General features: G+C 57.4%; 18 protein-coding genes and 2 pseudogenes. 7 read left to right on the top strand and 13 right to left on the bottom strand.

Features of this window, described 5'->3' with window-relative positions:
• Nucleotides 1-22: 22 nt before the first annotated feature.
• The gene (locus CKW29_RS00785) at nucleotides 23-943 is read right to left on the bottom strand and encodes a universal stress protein (RefSeq protein ID WP_095147711.1); all 921 of its coding nucleotides are present in this window, start codon (nucleotides 941-943) and stop codon (nucleotides 23-25) included.
• Nucleotides 944-1492: 549 nt separating this feature from the next.
• On the opposite strand from CKW29_RS00785, the pseudogene ftsH reads away from it, so the two are divergent.
• Both ftsH and fnr read left to right on the top strand, forming a co-directional pair.
• Nucleotides 1493-3335 (top strand): annotated as a pseudogene (gene ftsH, locus CKW29_RS00775) (ATP-dependent zinc metalloprotease FtsH).
• Nucleotides 3336-3642: 307 nt separating this feature from the next.
• On the top strand, nucleotides 3643-4389 hold the full coding sequence (fnr, locus tag CKW29_RS00770; RefSeq protein ID WP_095144474.1) for a fumarate/nitrate reduction transcriptional regulator Fnr: 747 nt from the start codon (nucleotides 3643-3645) through the stop codon (nucleotides 4387-4389).
• A gap of 61 nt (nucleotides 4390-4450) precedes the next feature.
• On the opposite strand, the gene CKW29_RS00765 is transcribed toward fnr, so the two are convergent.
• A complete protein-coding gene (locus CKW29_RS00765) occupies nucleotides 4451-5347 on the bottom strand; it encodes a universal stress protein (protein ID WP_095144179.1) in 897 nt (298 codons plus the stop codon).
• Between the two features lie 228 nt (nucleotides 5348-5575).
• Here CKW29_RS00765 and CKW29_RS00760 point away from each other — a divergent pair, with 228 nt between their 5' ends.
• The gene (locus tag CKW29_RS00760) at nucleotides 5576-6139 is read left to right on the top strand and encodes a GNAT family N-acetyltransferase (protein ID WP_095144178.1); all 564 of its coding nucleotides are present in this window, start codon (nucleotides 5576-5578) and stop codon (nucleotides 6137-6139) included.
• A gap of 54 nt (nucleotides 6140-6193) precedes the next feature.
• Here CKW29_RS00760 and CKW29_RS00755 read toward each other — a convergent pair whose 3' ends face one another.
• Together CKW29_RS00755 and CKW29_RS00750 are read right to left on the bottom strand one after the other, a co-directional pair.
• Entirely contained in the window at nucleotides 6194-7117 is a 924-nt protein-coding gene (locus CKW29_RS00755) for a universal stress protein (protein WP_095144177.1), read from the bottom strand.
• A 183-nt stretch (nucleotides 7118-7300) separates the two neighbouring features.
• Complete coding sequence (locus tag CKW29_RS00750; protein WP_177452364.1) at nucleotides 7301-8557, bottom strand: MgtC/SapB family protein; 1257 nt, start codon at nucleotides 8555-8557, stop codon at nucleotides 7301-7303.
• 363 nt (nucleotides 8558-8920) lie between these two features.
• Here CKW29_RS00750 and CKW29_RS00745 point away from each other — a divergent pair, with 363 nt between their 5' ends.
• Both CKW29_RS00745 and CKW29_RS00740 read left to right on the top strand, forming a co-directional pair.
• Complete coding sequence (locus tag CKW29_RS00745; protein ID WP_095147710.1) at nucleotides 8921-9169, top strand: hypothetical protein; 249 nt, start codon at nucleotides 8921-8923, stop codon at nucleotides 9167-9169.
• Between the two features lie 92 nt (nucleotides 9170-9261).
• Nucleotides 9262-9687 (top strand): potassium channel family protein, encoded by a 426-nt coding sequence (locus tag CKW29_RS00740; RefSeq protein ID WP_095144175.1) that lies wholly within the window; start codon nucleotides 9262-9264, stop codon nucleotides 9685-9687.
• Between the two features lie 166 nt (nucleotides 9688-9853).
• Here the strand turns inward: CKW29_RS00740 and CKW29_RS00735 are convergent, their stop codons facing one another.
• Nucleotides 9854-10537 (bottom strand): hypothetical protein, encoded by a 684-nt coding sequence (locus tag CKW29_RS00735; protein ID WP_095144174.1) that lies wholly within the window; start codon nucleotides 10535-10537, stop codon nucleotides 9854-9856.
• Nucleotides 10527-10862, bottom strand: coding sequence for a hypothetical protein (locus CKW29_RS00730; protein WP_143496815.1), 336 nt, complete (start codon nucleotides 10860-10862; stop codon nucleotides 10527-10529). The genes CKW29_RS00735 and CKW29_RS00730 overlap by 11 nt, the downstream gene beginning before the upstream one ends.
• Before the next feature lie 189 nt (nucleotides 10863-11051).
• On the opposite strand from CKW29_RS00730, the gene CKW29_RS00725 reads away from it, so the two are divergent.
• Nucleotides 11052-11975 carry a universal stress protein gene (locus tag CKW29_RS00725; protein WP_095147708.1) on the top strand — a complete coding sequence of 308 codons (924 nt, stop codon included), beginning with the start codon at nucleotides 11052-11054 and terminating at the stop codon, nucleotides 11973-11975.
• A 19-nt stretch (nucleotides 11976-11994) separates the two neighbouring features.
• Here the strand turns inward: CKW29_RS00725 and CKW29_RS00720 are convergent, their stop codons facing one another.
• Entirely contained in the window at nucleotides 11995-12870 is an 876-nt protein-coding gene (locus CKW29_RS00720) for a universal stress protein (protein ID WP_095144171.1), read from the bottom strand.
• A 604-nt stretch (nucleotides 12871-13474) separates the two neighbouring features.
• Between CKW29_RS00720 and CKW29_RS00715 the strand changes: the two genes are divergently transcribed.
• The gene (locus CKW29_RS00715) at nucleotides 13475-13717 is read left to right on the top strand and encodes a DUF6868 family protein (RefSeq protein ID WP_095144170.1); all 243 of its coding nucleotides are present in this window, start codon (nucleotides 13475-13477) and stop codon (nucleotides 13715-13717) included.
• An 84-nt stretch (nucleotides 13718-13801) separates the two neighbouring features.
• On the opposite strand, the gene CKW29_RS00710 is transcribed toward CKW29_RS00715, so the two are convergent.
• From CKW29_RS00710 to CKW29_RS00685, 6 genes and pseudogenes are all read right to left on the bottom strand, one after another.
• The gene (locus tag CKW29_RS00710) at nucleotides 13802-14761 is read right to left on the bottom strand and encodes an HlyD family secretion protein (RefSeq protein ID WP_095147707.1); all 960 of its coding nucleotides are present in this window, start codon (nucleotides 14759-14761) and stop codon (nucleotides 13802-13804) included.
• Nucleotides 14758-14961, bottom strand: a complete 204-nt coding sequence (locus tag CKW29_RS00705; RefSeq protein ID WP_095144168.1) for a DUF1656 domain-containing protein — start codon at nucleotides 14959-14961, stop codon at nucleotides 14758-14760. Before CKW29_RS00705 ends, CKW29_RS00710 begins: the two co-directional genes overlap by 4 nt.
• On the bottom strand, nucleotides 14951-17098 hold the full coding sequence (locus CKW29_RS00700) for an FUSC family protein (protein ID WP_095147706.1): 2148 nt from the start codon (nucleotides 17096-17098) through the stop codon (nucleotides 14951-14953). Before CKW29_RS00700 ends, CKW29_RS00705 begins: the two co-directional genes overlap by 11 nt.
• 22 nt (nucleotides 17099-17120) lie before the next feature.
• Complete coding sequence (locus tag CKW29_RS00695) at nucleotides 17121-18068, bottom strand: pirin family protein (protein ID WP_095147705.1); 948 nt, start codon at nucleotides 18066-18068, stop codon at nucleotides 17121-17123.
• 366 nt (nucleotides 18069-18434) lie between these two features.
• A pseudogene (locus tag CKW29_RS25900) lies at nucleotides 18435-18533 on the bottom strand (hydrolase); the annotation flags it as partial.
• Nucleotides 18534-18555: 22 nt separating this feature from the next.
• A complete protein-coding gene (locus CKW29_RS00685) occupies nucleotides 18556-19248 on the bottom strand; it encodes a response regulator transcription factor (protein ID WP_095147704.1) in 693 nt (230 codons plus the stop codon).
• Between the last annotated feature and the right edge of the window lie 11 nt (nucleotides 19249-19259).

Genomic DNA, 19259 nt, shown 5'->3' with positions numbered 1-19259 from the left:
CGAGGCCGCACCGGTTGCTCTTTCATTCGCCTCCCGGCAATGACTTGACAATCATCAGGCTGCAGGGTGCGCGATTCAACACACTCTCGGCGGTACTGCCGACGAAAATGTTGCCCCCATGACGATAGGTCGTGCCCAGCACAACCATGTCGAAGGCATTCCTGCGGGCGAAATGTTCAATCACCTGATCGGGGATACCGGTGAGCATATGTCGGTGTTTTTTCTCGATCCCATAACGTTCGGCAAGCACATCAAAAGCTTCTTTCTGGGCATCGTTGACGGCTTTTCGCAAACTGTCGTCCAGGCTCGATGTCGGCACACTCATCAGCGCGTCGCCCACCACCGACCAGTTGCTGACATTCAGCACATGCAAGGTCGCAACGCAGGACGCAGCCAACGTCGAGGCCAGGTCAAGAATCCGATCATTGAGACCTTCGGTCAGCATCTCCAGATGGGACAGGTCGATGGCGGCGAGTATTGTTAATGGCTTGGGGTGTTCAGTACTGGTGACCAGGTGCAAGGGGGCCGGACAGTCGCGTAGCAACAGCCAGTCCAAGGGGCGATGGAATGCTCGATCAAGTGCCGGCACACGCTGTGTATCCTTGATCACCAGGTCTGGCTGGAAGTCATTCACGTACTCAAGCACATGCGCCAGGCTGAATTTGGCCCAGACCACTTCAGTGCTCACCTGCCCCCCTTTGCATCGCTCAAACCGGGCCTGTTGCTCAAGCCAGTGACGGTGCACCTGCAAGTAACCTTCCCGTGCCTGGGCCATCGCGTCGTGGTCGAACAGACCGGCGACCGCAAGCGCGTTCACATAATCGAAAGCGACAATGTGCAACATCGCACCTGTTGCACTGGCCAGCGCCTGCGCCCGGTCAAATGCCGGGGTGCGGATCATCTCGGTCGGAGCAATGAAGAGTAAACGTTGTATTTTCAACATCACACACCTCGTCCTGCGAACGCTGCACCTGCCTGACTGTCAGCCCGCCTGGCGGTCTTCGTTCAATCGCTCGATATTTGCGAATCGCCTTATCAGCCATACGGCGAGCAATACAATGAACAAGTGCTGACTCATGGTATTCCCCTAGGTTGATCGCGACTGGGTAGCGTCAGGTTGTAAATCAAGTATCTGGCGTTATCGCGGTGTGTCTCTGATCTTTGTCAACTTCTGGCCGGCTAACGATGGACAGGCTCATAGAAGCCTTGTTGATTTAGCTCAATGTCTTTGTGCCGCTCAGGCGTAGAAAAAGTCGAGATGGCCGAGTTCTCTTGAGTCCGAGGGTTTGCTGAGTTGTAAAATTTTAAGGCACCGTTCATTTATAGCGCGAGCGCCCGATAGCCGAACGTGCCGCCTGGTCGGTGCCGGATGAGAAGAAAGCAGACGATCATTTGCTGATTGCCTGAGTCAATCACCCAGGGAGCACGCGGCTTTCCCGGGTCCTTGAGGACCTGCCCAGTCCATGCCATGCCCTCTCTTTGAGCCAAGGTCATGAAAAAAACTCACCAATGGAACCTGTCTTACTTCGCGATCGGGTTAGTCGTGCTCTCCCTCGTTCAGTTTCTTTTTTTCGAACGTCGAGTCGTACAGACCATTCCTTACAGTCAGTTTCTGCAACTGCTGAGTGAGCAAAAAGTCAGCGACTTGCGGGTTGAGAAAGATCGGATCAGCGGCAAACTGCAAATACCCATCGATGGGCACAACCTGTTCTCAACGGTGCGGGTCGACCCAGCGCTTTCGGCGGATCTCGCTGGATCTGGCGTCGGATTCACCGGGGTCAATGAAAACACCTTCATGAACAACCTGCTGGGTTTGCTGCTGCCCTTTGTCCTCATCATAGTGATCTGGCATTTCCTGTTTCGCGGGTTGGCAGAAAAACAAGGCGTCGGCGGACTGATGAACATCGGCAAGTCCCGGGCCAAAGTGTTCGTGGAACGCGATACCGGGGTGACCTTTGCCGATGTCGCCGGCATTGATGAAGCCAAAGCCGAACTGGTGGAGATCGTCTCGTTCCTCAAAGACAAGGCCAAATACGCACGCCTTGGGGCGCATATTCCAAAGGGGACGTTGCTGGTCGGTCCGCCGGGCACGGGCAAGACCCTGGTGGCGAAGGCCATCGCGGGTGAAGCCGGCGTACCGTTTTTTTTCGATCTCAGGCTCCGAATTCGTCGAAATGTTCGTTGGCGTCGGTGCCGCCCGCGTACGTGATCTATTCGATCAGGTCAGGCAGGCGGCGCCCTGCATTATCTTTATCGATGAGCTCGACGCCCTGGGCAAGATGCGAGGCATCGGCGCGTTTGGCGGCAATGACGAAAAAGAGCAGACCCTCAATCAGTTACTGGCTGAGCTGGACGGATTCGATCCCCGTGAGGGCGTTGTCCTGCTGGCCGCGACCAATCGACCGGAAATTCTGGACCCGGCACTGCTTCGGGCTGGCCGGTTCGACCGGCAGATCCTGATCGATCGCCCCGATCGCAAAGGCCGGCATGCGATTCTCAAGGTCCATCTGCAGAAAATCACAGCGACACCGGACCTCGATTGTGAGCGTATCGCCGACATCACCACCGGTTTCACTGGCGCCGATCTAGCCAACCTGGTCAACGAAGCCGCCATCGTGGCCACCCGCCGCGGCGCCGAGTCGGTCCGCCTCGACGATTTCACCGCGGCGGTGGAACGTATCGTCGCGGGGGTTGAGCGCAAGAGTAGCCTGCTGCACCCCGACGAGCGCCAAGTGGTGGCGTATCACGAGATGGGGCATGCCCTGGCCGCCAGCAGCCTGCCCGCCATGGATCCGGTCCACAAAGTATCGATCATCCCCCGCGCCGTCGGCTCGCTGGGCTATACCCTGCAGCGACCGACCGAAGATCACTTCCTGATCAGTTGCCAAATGCTCAAGGACCGGATTATCGTGCTGATGGCCGGACGCGCCGCCGAGTTCCTTGCCTATGGCCAGATTTCCACTGGGGCCGCTGATGACCTGGGACATGCTACCGATATTGCCCGACAGTTGATCACCCGGTTTGGCATGAGCCCGGAACTCGGTCAGTCGGTACTCGAACGGCAACATGCAACCTACTTGGGCGAACGCATGCAGGGAAGTGGCGAGAAAGACTATTCGGAACAAACCGCACGGGAAATCGACCTGGGGATCCGCGCCTTGCTCGATGAGGCCTATGACAAGGCCAAGGCACTGCTCGAGAACCGCCGGAACGATCTGGATGCCGGTGCTCGTCTGTTGCTGGAAAAGGAGACCCTGACGCCCGAGGAGTTTCCACCGCTCCTGCCATTGACGCCGGCCTCGGCCTCATATCGGCCGATCTCGACGCCGCGATGACAATCAAACAGTGTTTGGCGTAACCGTAGTACTGGGAGAATGAATCGCCCCTGTTTTTCTTTTTGCATGATTTAACGTCAACTGCCGGCGACAGGCGCCCATTGCCAAAGTGTCAGCTGATAACGATCCAGGTTGTTGATCGCCGCCATGTCGAATGGCGTGGTGCAACGTTTCTCTCGATGCCGTTCAGCTCCATCCCGGTCGTGAGTTTCCCGCTCGTCGAATCCTGTCCGGGAACAACCATACGACACGTCTCCTGCTTCGCTCAGGAACTATGCTTGATGGACCGATAGAGGGGGCTTTTAGCATGCCTGAATCCCACCTGTACCCAAACCACCATCTCAAGGCCGCATGTGCCAACTGTAGCGTGTCGGAGTTGTGCCTTCCGCTTGGTCTGACGGGGCAGGAAATCGAGCGCCTGGACACCCTGATCATGCAACGATTCAAGGTTAAAAAAGGCGCGGCCCTCTACCGCGCAGGCGATCCATTGCGCTCGCTGTATGCGGTCCGTATCGGCTCGTTCAAGACCAGCATGGTCTCAGTCGACGGTCGAGAGCAGATCACCGGCTTTCAAATATTTGGCGAGATGCTTGGCCTGGACGCGATCAGTGCCGACGAACATGCCTGCAGTGCGTTCGCCCTTGAGGACAGCGAGGTCTGTCCTCTCCACTTCGCTCAACTGGAGAAGCTCGCCCAGGAGTTGCCATCCTTGCAACACAGCCTGAACAAACTCCTGAGCCGTGAGATCGTTCGCGATCACAGCATGTTGATGTTAATGGGCAACATGAACTCGGATGAGCGCCTCGCGGCTTTTCTACTGAACCTGTCGCAGCGCCTGAGCATGCGTGGTTACTCATCCACGGAGTTTGTCCTGAAAATGCGTCGCGAGGAGATCGGCTCCTACCTCGGGCTGAGGCTGGAAACCATCTGCCGGGGCATCGCGCATTTGCGGGATCTAGGACTGGTGGAGATATCGGGCCGAGAAGCCAAAGTCTTGAACATGGAGGGACTCAAGCAACTGGTTGCGGGGTGTCATCGGTCAGCCCCTCGCTGAGACCCGGGCGCCTGGCCAGATCAAAGGCGCGATCGTAATCACCCTCTGATCGTTGACTCCGCTACTTGACCGCCAGAATACTGCCCGGAACCGAATACAGTGCGCGCTCCGTGTTACTTCCGATCAGCCGGTCGATCCCCACGCGATGCACAGTGCCCATCACCACCACATCGGCAAGGTACTGCTCGACAAACTCACTGATCACCGGCACCGGCAAGCCCATGACGAAATGCCTGCGCTCCGGCGGCACACCGTAGCGATCCGCCAGCGTGACGAAAGCCTGATGCAAGGACGAACGCAACGCCTCAATAAAGTCCACACCCCAACCACCGCTGACCAGCGACGCATCGCCATTGAAAGCGGATGACAAGTCATAGGCATAAAGCAGGTGCAATGGTGCATCACACTGCTGGGCCAGTGCGTTGGCAGTCTGGATGATGGTGTCGTTCAGGCCACTGATTTGGGTTGAGGGATCGAACGGATCCACCGCCGCCACGACGCGGTGTGGCAAGCTGTAACGGGTCTGATTGACCAAGTGCACGGGGATCCGGCACTCGCGAAGCAAGTGACAATCGAGCGGTGTGATGAAGACACGCTTGAGTACGGGTTCCAGGGTGACATCCTTGATCAACAGATCTGGATTGAGCTCTGCGACCGCCTTCAGAATGTCCAGCAGTGGGTGGGTCGTAAAGATGACTTCGACCGTCACTTCCAACCCTTGCCCGCTCAGCCGCTCGATCTCGTCGGCCATCCAGCGGCGATAGCGCCGCAGATAGCGTTGATACCCTGCGTCGTCGACTTTTTCTTCCCACAAATGAGCGAGCGGTACCGGTTCGACAAAGGCACGCACATCCAGCGCTGCCCCGCTAGCCTTGGCCAGCGCGACTGCACGCAGCATGGCTGGAGACTGGTGCAGGGTTTGATCGGCGATCAGCAGTAAACGTTGATATTGACCCATCACACACCTCAGCAAGATACCGGGTTAAGCAAAGCGCCGGTCAGTTTCAAGACTGCACGCATCGCCCCTCCCCCCGGTTGATTTACATCAAGCACGAGCGAATGAACGCCCTCCTTCACCGGTGTCTGATCCAGATCAGATTCAAGTGCCGCCAGCTGTGTAAAAAGAAATGAGCCGCGTGGTTCGTCACTGCGTGCAAATCGTTCAAACAGGATGGAGGGTCACACTATGCTCACTGTCAAAGACCACAATGACCGGGCCGCTGCTGCCTATGCCTCGGTCACTGGACAACACTGGATCGAAACGCTGAAGGACGGCCGCCATGTGCTGATCCGGCCATTGGCGAAAAAAGACCGCGAGCGTGAATACGACTTTATCAAGCGTCTGTCTCCCGAGTCCCGGCACATGCGTTTCCTTGCACAAATCAGCGAACCGAGCACCTCCATGCTCGATCAATTGATGGACACCGACAACAAACAGCGCATGGCCTATATCTCACTGGTGCACGAAAACGGCCAACTGATCGAGATCGGCGTCAGCCGCTACGCGGCCACGGGCGAGCATGAATGTGAATGCGCAGTAACGGTTGCCGACAAATGGCAGCATTTGGGCCTGGGTACTTTGCTGATGGAACATTTGATCAAGACTGCTCGAAAAAACGGTTTTCGCCAGATGCATTCGGTTGATGCCTCCAGCAATGCTGCCATGCGTGACCTGGCCAAGTCTCTGGGTTTCGAGACGCACAATGATCCCGATGACAGTCGTCAGGTCATTCATCGCCTTTATCTGTAAAAAGTCGCCCCCGCGACGTTCCGGCCAACGGTCCATCGCGGGGTGATCAAGCACTCATGATTGCAACATCCTGCCTGGCTTGATCGCCAGGATACTGCAAGGCGCTCGATGCAGGAGTTGTTCCGCGGTGCTCCCTAATCGCTTGCTCAACCCTTTATGCTGCACCGTCCCCATCACAATGACATCTGTACGGTGCTGCGCGGCAAATTCACAAATACTGAAAATCGGCGCACCCTCGATGAAATGCCTACATTCCGGTGGCACTCCGTGGCGTTCGGCCAGGGCCGCAAACGCCTCGTGTTGAGCCGTTCCCAAGGCTTGATAAATACCGGTGGCCAGGGGGAGTACGCCAAAGCCCATGTCTTGGGCATATGCGACCGTCCAGTCATACACATGCACTAACTCAAGCCGGGCTTCACTGAGTGAAGCCAGTTTCGCCGCGGCGTCGATAATCTGGTCGTTGAATACAAGATCCTGCTCTTCGCTACGCAACACATCGACGATGACCAGTATGTTACGTGGCCGCGGGTTGAGGCCATTGGTCACCAGGTGCACTGGAACCGGACAATCGCGCAACAATTTCCAATCCAGTGGAGTAAAGAAGACTCGTTTCAACGCTGACTCTTCCTGAGCATCCTTGACGATCAGAGCCAAAGGCATCTCGTTGACGAAATGAAGAATCTCTTCGTACGGGTCCTGTATCCAAACGACCTCACTCGTGACCTCAATGCTGTTTTTGCTCATCATTTCAGCTTGCTGTTCGAGCCATTGCCGATGGGTTTGAAGGTAGCTCTCCCGAGCCAGATTGATTTGCTCGGAGGCGAACAGGCCAGCCACAGCCAAGGCCTGCAAGTAGTCGAAAGCTACAATGTGCAACGGCAACTGCATCGCATGGGCTAATGCGCCGGCCCGGTCGAACGCCGGTGTGCGGGTCATGGTTGGGGGGGCGATCAACAATAAATGCTGAGTCTGCGACATAGGACACCTCGGCACGCAGCTTTCTGGATGGAGTCAATGACCTCCAGATTGAGCGTTCCTGGTTCAGGCAACTTGATCTTTGTCAGCTACACGACGTGACACGCGCAAGTACAGCAAGATGCCGCCCCACATCGCAAGCCTCAGACAGAGCTGACCAGCAATGACAATGGTCAGCATGGTTCGCTACTTCAGAAGGAGTAACAGACCGCCTGCGGCCATACCCAAGAGGAAGTACAAACTCTCCAAACCGGCCTTGCGGGAGGACAGTGCATATGCATAGATGCCTTTGATGAGGTTATTGCTGGCGGCGGCAATGATGATTGCCGATGCTGCAACCGGTAACGGTGTCACGCTCGACGCTGACTGCGTCATACCCAGAATGAAGGGATCAACATCTGTGACCCCCATCAACAACGCGAGCGAATACACCCCAGCCACCCCCAGGTACTGGATAGTGAGTTGGGTCGCAACCAGCATGCCCACAAAAAGGCCTGCAAACAAAAGCGCGGCGCTGAGCTCCAACGGATTCTTCGGTTCCAGTGCTCCCGTTCCCTTTGGCGCATCTTTGTATCCTTTTCGAGACCAAAGCCAACCGATGAGCATCGCAACGCTGCCCAGCGCGACAAAGGACACTGCCAACTGGCTCATCAACGCTCGATTGAACAGCACCAACAACACAGCCAGGCGCAAATACATAACGCCGGAAGCAATCAGAACGGCGCCAGAATAGAGGTGTGCCTGTTCTTCCTGGTGCGATTTTCTGGCGAGCACCACCGTCGTCATTGTCGATGAATAGGCGCCTCCAACAAATGCGCAAAGCAACACGCTGTTCTGGGGCCTTATCACTCGTTGCAAGACATAGCTGCCGTAAGAAAGCGAGCTTACCGCGACCACGACGAGCCAGGTCGTGAAAGGATTAATCTGGAATCGTGTAAATGGCGTATTGGGCAATAACGGCAGGATGACTGCTGAGAGCAAAAGAAATTTTGCAAAGGTCAGAATGTCGGTTGTCTCAATGCGTTTTGCCAGATTTTCCAACTGCGTCTTGAGTTCGAGAAGAATGATACTTGATACCGTCAGTGCGGTGGCCAACCAGAACATGTCGTGATAAACCAGGGCACCGACCAGATACGTGGCAAGCCCGATCATCTCGGACGCAATGCCCGAATAACCTGACAACGAAAGCCGGTGCCAGTAGGCCATCAACAGGAAGGCTGCAACCACAGTAAAACCCAGTGTCTGAGGTATCAGTTCGCCACCAGACAATACTGCAATGGAATAACCGATGAGCCCAATCAGTGGATAAGTGCGCACGCCCCCAAATGCATAGGGATCATCGTTGACCTTGCGCTCTTCCCTCTCCAGTCCGATAAGAAAACAAAGGAACAGAACAAAGAAAATGTGTGTGGCATCGGTGGGTAGCCAGCCAAAGATATTCATCTTGCATTGTCAGATCAGACGCCAAGAACCTTTCACACTATAGTCGCAACTTGGCGCAGCGACACGTTTCAGGAGCACCGCTGGCAGACTGCTGGAGGATTTCACGGGTGCCCTCTGTGTTGCATGCCACCTCCTGAGCCAGGCAGGATTGGGACGCTGGGGAATATTGAACAAAGAAACAAGCCTCGAACAACGGATTTGACATACATCAAGTCGCCGACATCGGGCAGGAGTAAATAACAAAAAAGACTCCCGTTCCGCTCGTCCATCACTTGCCGGAGTGCAGCTCATGCCTCATGTACGATCTTTGTCTGATCCTGTGGCAGCTTTCCCCGCGGTGTCGGGATTCCTGGAGTGTCGGCAATGTACATCAAGATCGAAAAAGATCCCGTACTCAATCATTGGTGGGTTCACATGGACCAATGGGCGGCGCGTTTTCGCAGCCTGGATGAAGCCAATTCGTTTGTTCAACGGTTAAACGAGCGGATAAATGCACCGCATTCATTGGCAATGATCGCGTATCGGCCGCTGTGGTCAGGCGCCATTTCATGTAGCCCTGCGCCCGGCAACAGATCAGTACCGCCTGTACGGGCGCATCGCGTGCATGCATGATAAGGCCTCCCCTGCGCTCCCATGCGACGACGCGTATGTCAAGCCTGTTGAAGTCGATGTAGCTGGTTTACCGATCGAGGTGAGGCCTATTTATGCTTTCGTTAGTGTTAGCCAATACGCTGGTGGTGATAACGGCCGTGATCATCCATTACGAATGCTTGTTGCGCCTTAACGATTGGCTGCCCAAGATCAAGGTCTGGAGCCGATTCCGAATAGTCGTGGGTGTATTCGGCGCATTGGTGGCACATGCCATTGAAGTCTGGTGCTTCGCCCTGGCTTATTACTTGATGGTGCGCTCCGGTGACTGGGGAGTATTGCAAGGCAACTTCGATGGATCCTTTCTCGATTGTGTGTACTTTTCCTTTACGACCTATACCACTATTGGTTTTGGCGACATCTCACCAACCGGTCGCCTTAAACACCTGACCGGATTACAAGCACTGACCGGTCTGGTGCTTATTTCCTGGACAGCATCGTTTTTATTCGTCGAAATGCAAAAATACTGGAAAGCCAAATAAATCGGCACTTTACCTGACGTATTCCCCCTGCGCCTTGCACCATCCTGCCACCCAAGCCAGTACCTTACGCCATGGTTAACCTATAGGCGCTCGGGTGCAATCGACCGGGTGCCGAACTCAAGTATTCACCTGCCTCGTTGAGCGGTCGCTACGCTGGCAAAACCGTTCATTGTCCAGACTGGCGGGGTAACACATGCATCGTTGGAAAAGTGGACCTCAATGCCAGGTCGGATGCCGATTCGAACACTGAATCGATACAGAACGCCTCGTCTGCTTCGCTAACCCCTTCGTAATCGGCCGCATCCAAAAGTTCGGTCTTGAACAATGCCAAGCGTAGGATGCCATTTCTGTCGAGGAAGACCTTCGACAGGCATTGGCAGACCGGCAACGAAATAGAGGGGGCTTCATCGCTCTCGCCACTGGCCTGGAGCCTGGCGTCCAGGTTACTTTTACAGGCACTCACGATCGCCTCGGTGGAGCGCGCTGCGAAAAATAACGTCAGTGGGTATCCCGTGCCCAGCAGGAGCAGGATACATAATGCAATATTCGATTCTTTGGCGTAGGTCTTGGTCAGGCCGAGCTTTTTTTTCCAGTTGGTTTGTGCCGGGCTGAAAATGCTCTTGCCGACCAGCAGCGTGTATCTGTGCTGCACCATGACCCCAATGGCCATGCTACTGATCACCAGTAACAAAACAATCCAGGGATGGGCCATCAGGCGGTCGAACGCCGGTTCGAACCAGGTGACAACCGATAACAGCAACACCAGGCTGCCCACTGTCGCCAGAAAACCAAAGCTGCTCCGGGGCCTTTTCAGCCAAGCCGCCAACTTCTCTCTATTATCAGCGTTCACCCTTGCCCTCCTCACCCTTGCGTGCGTAAAAAGTTGCCGCCCCCGGGATATACCCGACCGAGCGCAGGAGCACATGCCCGCCTTTCTTTATATCAAGATGACTGTACAACGAGAGCGGATCAAACAGCTTCAGCGTCCGTTGTGCGTCTTCTTCGGCGTACAGCGACTTTGCCGGATGATGTTTGGAGTATCCACGGCGGTTTACATATACAGCTTCCTGTTCCTGCAAACGTCCGCAATCGATCAATCCCCGCCTGGCATTGTGCCCCAATAGATGCTTGCTACCTGTGACGCTACTAGTAGCGCCGACGAAGAAGAGTTGCATGAGCATACCCTCAGAAGCTGGATGGAACCCGTTCAGGGTGCGCTTTGCTTCCTTCAATTATTTGACTTTCATCAACTCTGAGCACACTGGCAGTCAGCTGAATGCTTGATCAAAATCAAATCCGTGCCGTAGTGCTGGTACATGATGGGGCCATCTCTGTGTGGCGGTAGATAACTAGGGGTGTGTGCCATGTCCGAACACCTGCGACTCATGCTGCTGGCCCCATCAACCATGCACCATCCCGCCGCATTCGACAGGGCAACGGCGCTGGCGAAAATCAGGGGGGAACCGATCCATATCGTGGCGTTCGACTATGTTGAAGGCCTGGCAAGCGCTGGGCTCTTCAGCGACCAGGTACTGGCGCGATTTCGCCAGGAGTATGTTCAGCACCATCGGCAATGGCTCGAAGAGCAGGCGTTGTCCATGCGCGCAGCGGGAATCGAGGTGACAACCGAAGTAGTTTGGGTTGAAAACCCGCTGAAGGAAATTCTGCTGCATCTGCACGAGCAGCCTATTGACATGTTGATCAAGGATATCGAGCACGAGTCGTTGCTCAAGCGTGCAATGTTCACCAGTCTGGATGTGCATTTACTGCGCGAGTGCAGCGTGCCTTTGCACTTCGTCTGTAAAACACGCAATGCCCTGCCCCGCAAGATAGTTGCAGCAGTCGACCCATTCCATCCAGATGACCAGTACAAAGGTTTCAACGATCGCATCATCTATGAAGCATTGAAGCTTGGCATGCAATGCAAGGCTGAAGTCGATGTGCTCTATGCCCACGACCTCTCTTCACTCGATACGTCGGAATTTACCTGGGGAACCCCTCTATTCCCGGCGGCGAGCAAGGCCCGTAGTTTGTTCGATGTTCAAGTCGCAGCGTTCGACGAGATGATTGAACGCAATGGTATCCCAGCCGAAAGCCAGCATATGATCATGGGCCATCCAGCCAAAGTGCTCACCAATTTTGCCGCAGCCAACAACATTGATGTCATCGTCATGGGACGCGTACATCATCGCAGCCGGGGTAATACGGTGGGCAGCACCGTAGAGCAAATTCTCTACAAAATGCCCAGCAGCGTTTTGGTCATAACCCCCGAAGAACTCTGTGGCTGAGGTCCAGATGCGAAGATAATCAAGGTGTCTCCGGTTTTACCGTCAGGACACTGCAAGGCGACAGGTTCAATGTCCGCTCAGTCGTGTCACCCATCAGTTTATCCACTCCCTTGGGTTGGATGATACCCATGACCACCACATCCACTTCGAGTTCGTCTACCAGATCGGCGATCACAGCAACCGGCGCCCCCATGACGAAATGACGACGATCCGTGCCAACGCCATAGAAGTCCGCCAGCTCAATAAAAGGTTCGCGCAGTACTGCACGAAGCTCCTCGACCCAGTCTGTGGCGCCCCCAGGTTCAGCAATAAATGCTGGCGAGATTTCATAGGCATGCAACAGGTGCAGTTGAGCGTCACATTGCAGCGCCATTGTCGCGGCCGCGCGTATGATATCGTGGTTGAAATCGAGCAACTTTTGATCCGAACTGGATGTGTCGACAGCGGCAACGATTAGTTTGGGCAATGCCCGCCGGGCTTGATTCACCAGATGGACCGGTACCGGGCTCGCGCGCATCAACTGACAATCAAAGGGGGTGACAAACACTCGTCTGAAGGTTGATTCGCAATGGGTATCCTTGATGACCAGGTCGGGTTTGAGTTCGGATATGTAATCGAGCAGATCCTTGATCGGATCCTGCATCAGGATGGCATCACTGGTCACTTGAACATCGTTTTGCCGCAAGGCGCCAACCGCCTCCGTCAATTCTCGACTGTATTGTTTTAAATGCTCGGCAGTGGCCTGGTGTATGTAGCTTTGGCCTGCAGGTTCAACCAGGCCAAGTACATGTAACGAGGCACCGGTCTCTGTGGCCAGAGCTTTGGCTCGCTGCGTCGCCGCTGAATGCGGGAGATCACGACTGGCGATCAACAGCAACTGTTGATATTGACTCATTCAAGACCTCCATTGATGCCAATTGGCTATTGGCACCATCAAAAGCAGGTGTATTTGATTGTGGCGCTTGTTCATGTCCCAGGCTTGATTTACATCAATAATCGCTACCCGTCGAACATCGGTTTGATGTGGATCAATCGCAGCGTCTCTGAGTGATGTTCGTATGTACTTCAGAGACCCCGTCGCGATGTTGGCCAAGCTCAGCATGAACGGGCCTAGCCATTAGAGACCGTCATGCGTACCTCTCTGAAATTTATCCTCAAGGCCCTGCTCATGGGCAGGGTCGATGAGCAACCTGCGCAGCAGTCGCCTTCCTCGCCGGCTCAATCAGCAGTAGCGTCCATCTCGATGCATAACCAAGCCATGACCGAGCAAATGCAAAAGATGCAGGCAACATTCGACAAAGTGGCGACTGCCAAAACACCTACCGAACGACAGGCCTCCATGCAAGAAAGCACGAAGACGATGAAAGACAGCTTGGCCATGCCTGTGCTACCCCGCGGTCCTCGATCCCCGGCACCTGGCGTTCACGCGACGGTCCAAACAGAACAACCAACCCGCTGGCAATCTTCGTCGCGGGTGGATGACTGTGCCGAGGGCCACCATGGACATTGTCGAACTCAAGCGCTTTCTGCTGTATTGCCTCGCCATCAACTACTCCATCCTTCTGCTGTGGTTTCTGGTCTTCAGCTGTGCCCATGACGGGCTACTGCGCCTGCACAATCGCTGGTTCCAACTGCCCCGGGAGCGTTTCGACGCCCTGCACTACGCAGCCATGGCGTTGTACAAAACCGGCGTGCTGCTGTTGAACCTGACGCCCTGGCTGGCATTGCAACTGATGGGCTGAACCACGGGAGCCGAGTGTTCAGTGAGCCCCCCCACCCACTGAGCGACCTGGAAGCATCCGAGTCGAGCTTGCAACCGTGCGCTGTCAACGGGACCCTGGCTCAAGCACGGTCACCGTGGCGGTGGTACCGGCGCGCAGGCGCCCCTTGCCGGCGTACTGTGGGTCTATCGCGATCCGCACCGGCACCCGTTGGGCCAGCTTGACCCAGGTGTAGCTGGGGTTGATGTTGGCCAGCAAGCGACTGCCCGGGAGGTTCTCTCGGTCGCTGATCGCAAAGGCGATGCTCTGCACCACGCCACCGAAGGTCTCGCCACTCATCAATTGAATCCGCACCCGGCTGCCCTCCTCGATCCTCGGCAGCTTGGTTTCTTCGAAGTAACCACTGACATAAAACGAGTCACTGTCGACCAGCGCCAACAGCGCGCTGCCTGCGCTGGCGTAGTCGCCCTCGCGGGTCAGCAGGTTCGTCACATAGCCACTGATCGGCGCCATCACCCGGGTGCGTTGCAGGTTCAGTTCGGCCTGGGTCAATACTGCCATGGCCAGCTGGACATTGGCTTGCGCCAGATTCAGGTTGGCCTGGTTGCTCAGCAGCTCGGCCTGTGCCACGGCCACTTCGGTGCTGGACTTCTCCCACTCTTCGCCAGAGATCGCAAAGCCCTGCTTGAGTTCGCGTCGCCTGCGCTCCTCGCTCTGGCGCTGCTTGAGGAGTGCTTCGCTGGAAATGATTGCTGCCTGCGACTGGCCCTGAGTCGCCTTGGCCACTTCAACCGAGCGCCGGACATGTTCGACCGCCAGTGCATAGCGCGCCGGGTCGATTTCCAGCAACAGCTGGCCCTTCTCCACATGCTGGTTGTCCTGCACCTTCAAGCTGACGATCCGCCCCGAGACATCGGCGGACAGCGTCACCACATCGGCACGCACCCGTGCATCCCGGGTCCAGGGCGACCGTGTGTAATGCTCCCAGGCGAACCAGCCGAGCAACACGGCCAGCCCCACAACGACCAGCGTCACCAGTTGCGCAACGATTTTGTTTACAGTCATGAGGCCCCCATCAGCAAAATCACCACCGAGCACACGCAGGCATAGAGCGCCCCTTCAAACAGCGCTTCATGCCAGACAAACTTCAACAGACCGCTGCGCCGTATGCCCCAGTCCAGCAACAGGAAGACCGGCAGCGCCAACAGCAGGGCCTGGGCAATCGGCGGCAAGTAGACGCCACCCAATTCGAAATCAATGGGCAAGGACCGGCACTCCCATGTCCGAGGGTTGAAGAAGCTCGCGATAGCGTTCGATGAACGAGGCCACGATCAACAGTGCGACCCGGATACGGAACACGGACCATAGCTGTACGTGACCGGATGCCCGTTCGCCGGCGTGCAACTGGTCGAGTTCCTCTCCCAGGGCGCGCAGTTCATCCACCAGTTGATCCAGATCGATACCCGGCCGGTCAGCGATGTAGCGGCCGGTCTGGCGCAGGATCGACTGCAAACGCTCATTGGCCTGCGGGCTCAGCAGCGCAGTGTCCTGACCTTGTTGCTTGAGCTGATTGAGGGCCACACCCAGGGACATGCACGCCAGGCTGACCTCGTACAGCTCATGGCTGCGAGGGTCGTTGGCTGCGGGCAACAACCCGAGCATCATCGTCAGGCGATCGACCATGCGGCTTTCAAAGGCAAACTGCTGCTGGTCGGCGGTCGAGGTCTTGAGCAGGAGGTAGACCTGTTCACGGGTCTCGCGGTACAGCCGGTTGATGCGTTGCACCGGATCGAAGGGAAATACCCACGAATAAACCAGCAGCGACAGCACCCCGGCGCAGACATAGCCCCCGGTGAATTCGAACCACTGGATGGCACTGTTCTGCCAGGCCCCGATGTTCTGCGGGCCGACCATCAGGAACGTCGACAGTCCCAGCCCCATGGCAATCCCTGCGGTCGCCGGGCTCGCCAGCCCGACCGCGATCACGTAAAGCAAGGGCACCAGGATCAGGGCGAGCATTTCGAAATCAGTGACCGCCGGCACCAGCATGAACTGATAGATGGCCGAAACGACCAGGGCCAGTCCCAAGCCCCGGACATAGTTCTGGCTGGCCGCCAGCGGCCGTGGAAAGGTGGCCATCAACGAGCACAGGATGCCCACCAGAATCATGCCCGCACGGGCACCGTCCCAGCCGGTTTCGATCCAGATCAAGCCGGACACCAGCAGTGCAATGAATGCACGGGTCGCGTTCATTGCCGCCAGGCGAACGTCCAGGTGCAAGGGGTTGCTACGTGGTTGCGGGTAGACACAGCTGGCTTCACGACCGCTCTGGATGGCGTCGCTCAGCTCAAGGATTTCTTCCAGCTGTTGCAGCAGGCGCGCCTGCTCCCAGCGCAACGCCCACGCCAGCGAACGCAAGGTGGCCGGCATGCGCTCGCTCAGTTGTTCGGCCTGCTCCGCCAGGTGATCAAAGCGTTGCTGGAGCACCTTGAACTGATGCCGAGCCTCATTGGGCAGCGAGCGCCCTTGCCTGGCCAGCTCGTCGAGAAACACCAGTTCGTCTTCACGCAGACGCTGGATATGCTCGGGAAACTCGCCTTCCCAGCGTTCACCGATCAGTTTGCGCTGATGGCGCAACACCGTCAGGCGTGAGGTCAACAACACCAGCTGATTGCCCAGCAGTTGCACCAGGCCGTTGGCACTGCGCAAGCGTGGGGCATCGAAGTACAAGTGCCGACGCAGCCCTTCCAGGGCACTGATCTCACCCAGCAGTTGCAACTGGCGCTTGTGAAAGTCCGCTTCGCTTTCTTCGGTACGGATCACGGCCGCCGCGTGCTGCGCCATCAATTTCAGGACCTGGTCGACCTTGGCAAAGTAGCCCCGGGCCACCGCCTCCGGCCGCGCCGTCAGCAGGCTGACCACGCAGACACAGGCGACCGCCAGCAGGGTCTCGGTGATCCGGGTAATGGCCAGCATCAAGGTGTTTTCCTGCTCGGGCACCGCCAGCAAGGCCACCACCACCGCCGTGAACCCACTCAGGACAAAGGCGTGCGAGCTGGTGTAGCGCAGCAAGGTGCCCCCGGCGGTACATAACGCCAGCCACAGCGCCAGGGTGACAATGAACGGCAACGGTGCCTGGGGAAACACCGCCATGATCAACACCGCGACCGCAGCGCCCACCGTGGTGCCGATGATTTGCGAGAAACTGCGCTGCAGGGCCATGCCCCCCAGCGGCTGACTGACGATGATCACCGCCATGACCGACCACTTGGGCTGATCAAGGTCGAAGATGAACGCCAGGTACAAGGTCAGCAGGCCGGCGGCGACGGTGCGCAAGGCAAACAGCAACACCCCGAGGCCGGGGTTGAACACAACCTTGAAGTAATTGATCAGTGGCTGCATCGGGAAACGCCGAGGCCGCTCATCACACGCGTTGCCACGGCAACGCAGGCGCGGTCAGACGTGCCCCGTCAAACCCTTCTACCTCGCCAAAGCGCTCCAGGTCCCGGCTGTTCCAGGCCTCGAGGGCCTTGGCGATATCCTCCTTGCTGTGGCCAACGAAGTTCCACCACAGCTGTATGTCCTCGGCAAAGGGTTCGCCTCCCAACAGCAAGGCACGCGAGCCCGTGGTACAGGACAACTCGACCTCATCGAGGCCGCGCCCCAGGTAGGCCAGTTCGTTACTGGCAAAGGTCTGCCCGTTGATCGTGAAGGCGCCTTCCAGCGGCAGGATGCCGTACTCGAAGCGCGGCTCCACGGCCAATCGAATCGAGGCCGCGCCCTGGCTCGACAGGTCCAGCCCCACCAGCGGTGTATAAATGCGGCTCGGGGCGGTGCGGCCGGCGAAGGTGCCCGCCAGCAGGATGACCTGTACCCCGCCGTCGACCCAGCCCGGCAGGTCCGGATAGTGATCGAACGCGGGCGCGCAATCCTTGTCGGCCGCGGGCAAGGCAATCCATAACTGCGCGGCGTGGAGATGATGCTCATCGGGCAAGGATTCTTCGGTGTGGGTGATACCACGCCCGGCGGTCATCAGGTTCACCTGGCCGGGGCGAATGACCTGGACATTGCCCAGGCTGTCGCGGTGCAGGACCTCGCCCTCGATCATCCAGGTGAAGGTCTGCAAGCCAATGTGCGGATGAGGACCGACACGCAGGCCGGCCTTGCTTTCAAACACCGCGGGGCCGGCGTGATCGAGAAAACACCAGGCCCCGATCATGCGTCGTTGGCGCGAGGGCATCAGGCGGTTGACCGTGATCCCGCCCCCCACTTCAGCGGTGCGCGCGGTGATCCGCTGGATCGCACGACTGCCCTCCTGCACCGGACAGTCCCAGGAGGTGTACAGCTGACAGGGGGATTCTTGATTACTCATCGTTTATCTCTCGGATAACCAGGACCAGGGTTTCGTGAGCCAGTCCTGAATGGCATTAAGCAGGGCGCGCAGCTGTTCGAGAAGGCGCCCGACGGACAGCCGGCCCCGGGCCTCGAAAAGCGTTGGAACCCCAGCGATCAACAACCCTGGCCGGTTCATCGTGTATGCCCTGCCCTTCGGTTCAAACGGCTACGCGCCCTTCAACAGCGGATGAATCAGGCATGCGTTCGCCTCCTCCCCTAAGCGTAGCCGCTGGGTTGGGGTGTTCCGTGTCGTCACGCAAGGTAAATCGGCAGTGACTGCCAGGGCTCGTCGACCGCCGTCGACACAAACAGGCCCCGATCGCTCAGGGCCTGTTCGACAGCCTTACTTGCCGGCGGTCAGGGTGGTGTAGCGGGTGATCAGGTTGCGGTAGTCCGGGATAGGGTTGGAGAACAGCGTCCCCAGCCCTTCGATGTCATTGCGACATTAGCCTCCGTCAAGCCGGTTATCGTGGCTCCCTGCTCGCCGGCGCGCCATCCGTAGAGGATCCCTGGTCACTTGCCACACGCAACTGCAGGGCGTCGACCAAGCCCGTCGCCACGGCCATGCCGACCAGGTCCGCCAGGGTCTCGGCCTGCATGCGCTTCATCACCCGGGATCGGTACAAATCGATGGTTTTCACACTGACCGCCAGTTGTTCGGCCACCTCGCGGTTGGTGTAGCCACGTACCAGCGGCAACAACACATCACGCTCCCGGGGCGTCAGGCTGTCCAGGCGCGCCTGCACCTCTAGCACCCGTGGGTCGACAGCGCCTGGCAACGGCTCGCGACTCAGCGCTTGTTGCACACTGTCGAGCAACAGTTGTTCGTTATAGGGCTTCTCGATGAAATCCACCGCGCCGGCGCGGAAGGCGCGAACCACAATCGGCACATCGGCATGGCCGCTGACAAAGATGATGGGCATGTGGATGCCCCGTTCACGCAGAGCTTCCTGCACGTTCAAGCCGCCCATGCCGGGCATGCGCACATCCAGCAACACGCAGCCGCGACTGCTGGCATCACAAGCCTCGAGAAACGCCCGCCCGCTGGTAAACGGCAGCGCCTGCAGCCCCACGGACTCGAACAACCAGACCGTGGAGTCGAGCATGCCCCGGTCATCGTCGACCACGTAGACCCTTTGTTGCTGTTGCGAAGTCATTCACTCATCCT

It is taken from the genome of Pseudomonas sp. Irchel s3a18 (assembly GCF_900187535.1).
Lineage (GTDB): Bacteria > Pseudomonadota > Gammaproteobacteria > Pseudomonadales > Pseudomonadaceae > Aquipseudomonas.
This window is presented reverse-complemented; position numbering and strand designations above follow the sequence as displayed.

What these genes read in the sequence shown, in the direction of transcription:
- CKW29_RS00725 (WP_095147708.1), top strand. Translation starts at nt 11,052, where the DNA reads ATGTCCGAACACCTGCGACTCATGCTGCTGGCCCCATCAACCATGCAC.
- CKW29_RS00730 (WP_143496815.1), bottom strand. Translation starts at nt 10,862, where the DNA reads ATGCAACTCTTCTTCGTCGGCGCTACTAGTAGCGTCACAGGTAGCAAG.
- CKW29_RS00755 (WP_095144177.1), bottom strand. Translation starts at nt 7,117, where the DNA reads ATGTCGCAGACTCAGCATTTATTGTTGATCGCCCCCCCAACCATGACC.
- CKW29_RS00700 (WP_095147706.1), bottom strand. Translation starts at nt 17,098, where the DNA reads ATGCAGCCACTGATCAATTACTTCAAGGTTGTGTTCAACCCCGGCCTC.
- CKW29_RS00710 (WP_095147707.1), bottom strand. Translation starts at nt 14,761, where the DNA reads ATGACTGTAAACAAAATCGTTGCGCAACTGGTGACGCTGGTCGTTGTG.
- CKW29_RS00715 (WP_095144170.1), top strand. Translation starts at nt 13,475, where the DNA reads ATGGACATTGTCGAACTCAAGCGCTTTCTGCTGTATTGCCTCGCCATC.
- fnr (WP_095144474.1), top strand. Translation starts at nt 3,643, where the DNA reads ATGCCTGAATCCCACCTGTACCCAAACCACCATCTCAAGGCCGCATGT.
- CKW29_RS00695 (WP_095147705.1), bottom strand. Translation starts at nt 18,068, where the DNA reads ATGAGTAATCAAGAATCCCCCTGTCAGCTGTACACCTCCTGGGACTGT.
- CKW29_RS00760 (WP_095144178.1), top strand. Translation starts at nt 5,576, where the DNA reads ATGCTCACTGTCAAAGACCACAATGACCGGGCCGCTGCTGCCTATGCC.
- CKW29_RS00720 (WP_095144171.1), bottom strand. Translation starts at nt 12,870, where the DNA reads ATGAGTCAATATCAACAGTTGCTGTTGATCGCCAGTCGTGATCTCCCG.
- CKW29_RS00685 (WP_095147704.1), bottom strand. Translation starts at nt 19,248, where the DNA reads ATGACTTCGCAACAGCAACAAAGGGTCTACGTGGTCGACGATGACCGG.
- CKW29_RS00740 (WP_095144175.1), top strand. Translation starts at nt 9,262, where the DNA reads ATGCTTTCGTTAGTGTTAGCCAATACGCTGGTGGTGATAACGGCCGTG.
- CKW29_RS00765 (WP_095144179.1), bottom strand. Translation starts at nt 5,347, where the DNA reads ATGGGTCAATATCAACGTTTACTGCTGATCGCCGATCAAACCCTGCAC.
- CKW29_RS00750 (WP_177452364.1), bottom strand. Translation starts at nt 8,557, where the DNA reads ATGAATATCTTTGGCTGGCTACCCACCGATGCCACACACATTTTCTTT.
- CKW29_RS00745 (WP_095147710.1), top strand. Translation starts at nt 8,921, where the DNA reads ATGTACATCAAGATCGAAAAAGATCCCGTACTCAATCATTGGTGGGTT.
- CKW29_RS00785 (WP_095147711.1), bottom strand. Translation starts at nt 943, where the DNA reads ATGTTGAAAATACAACGTTTACTCTTCATTGCTCCGACCGAGATGATC.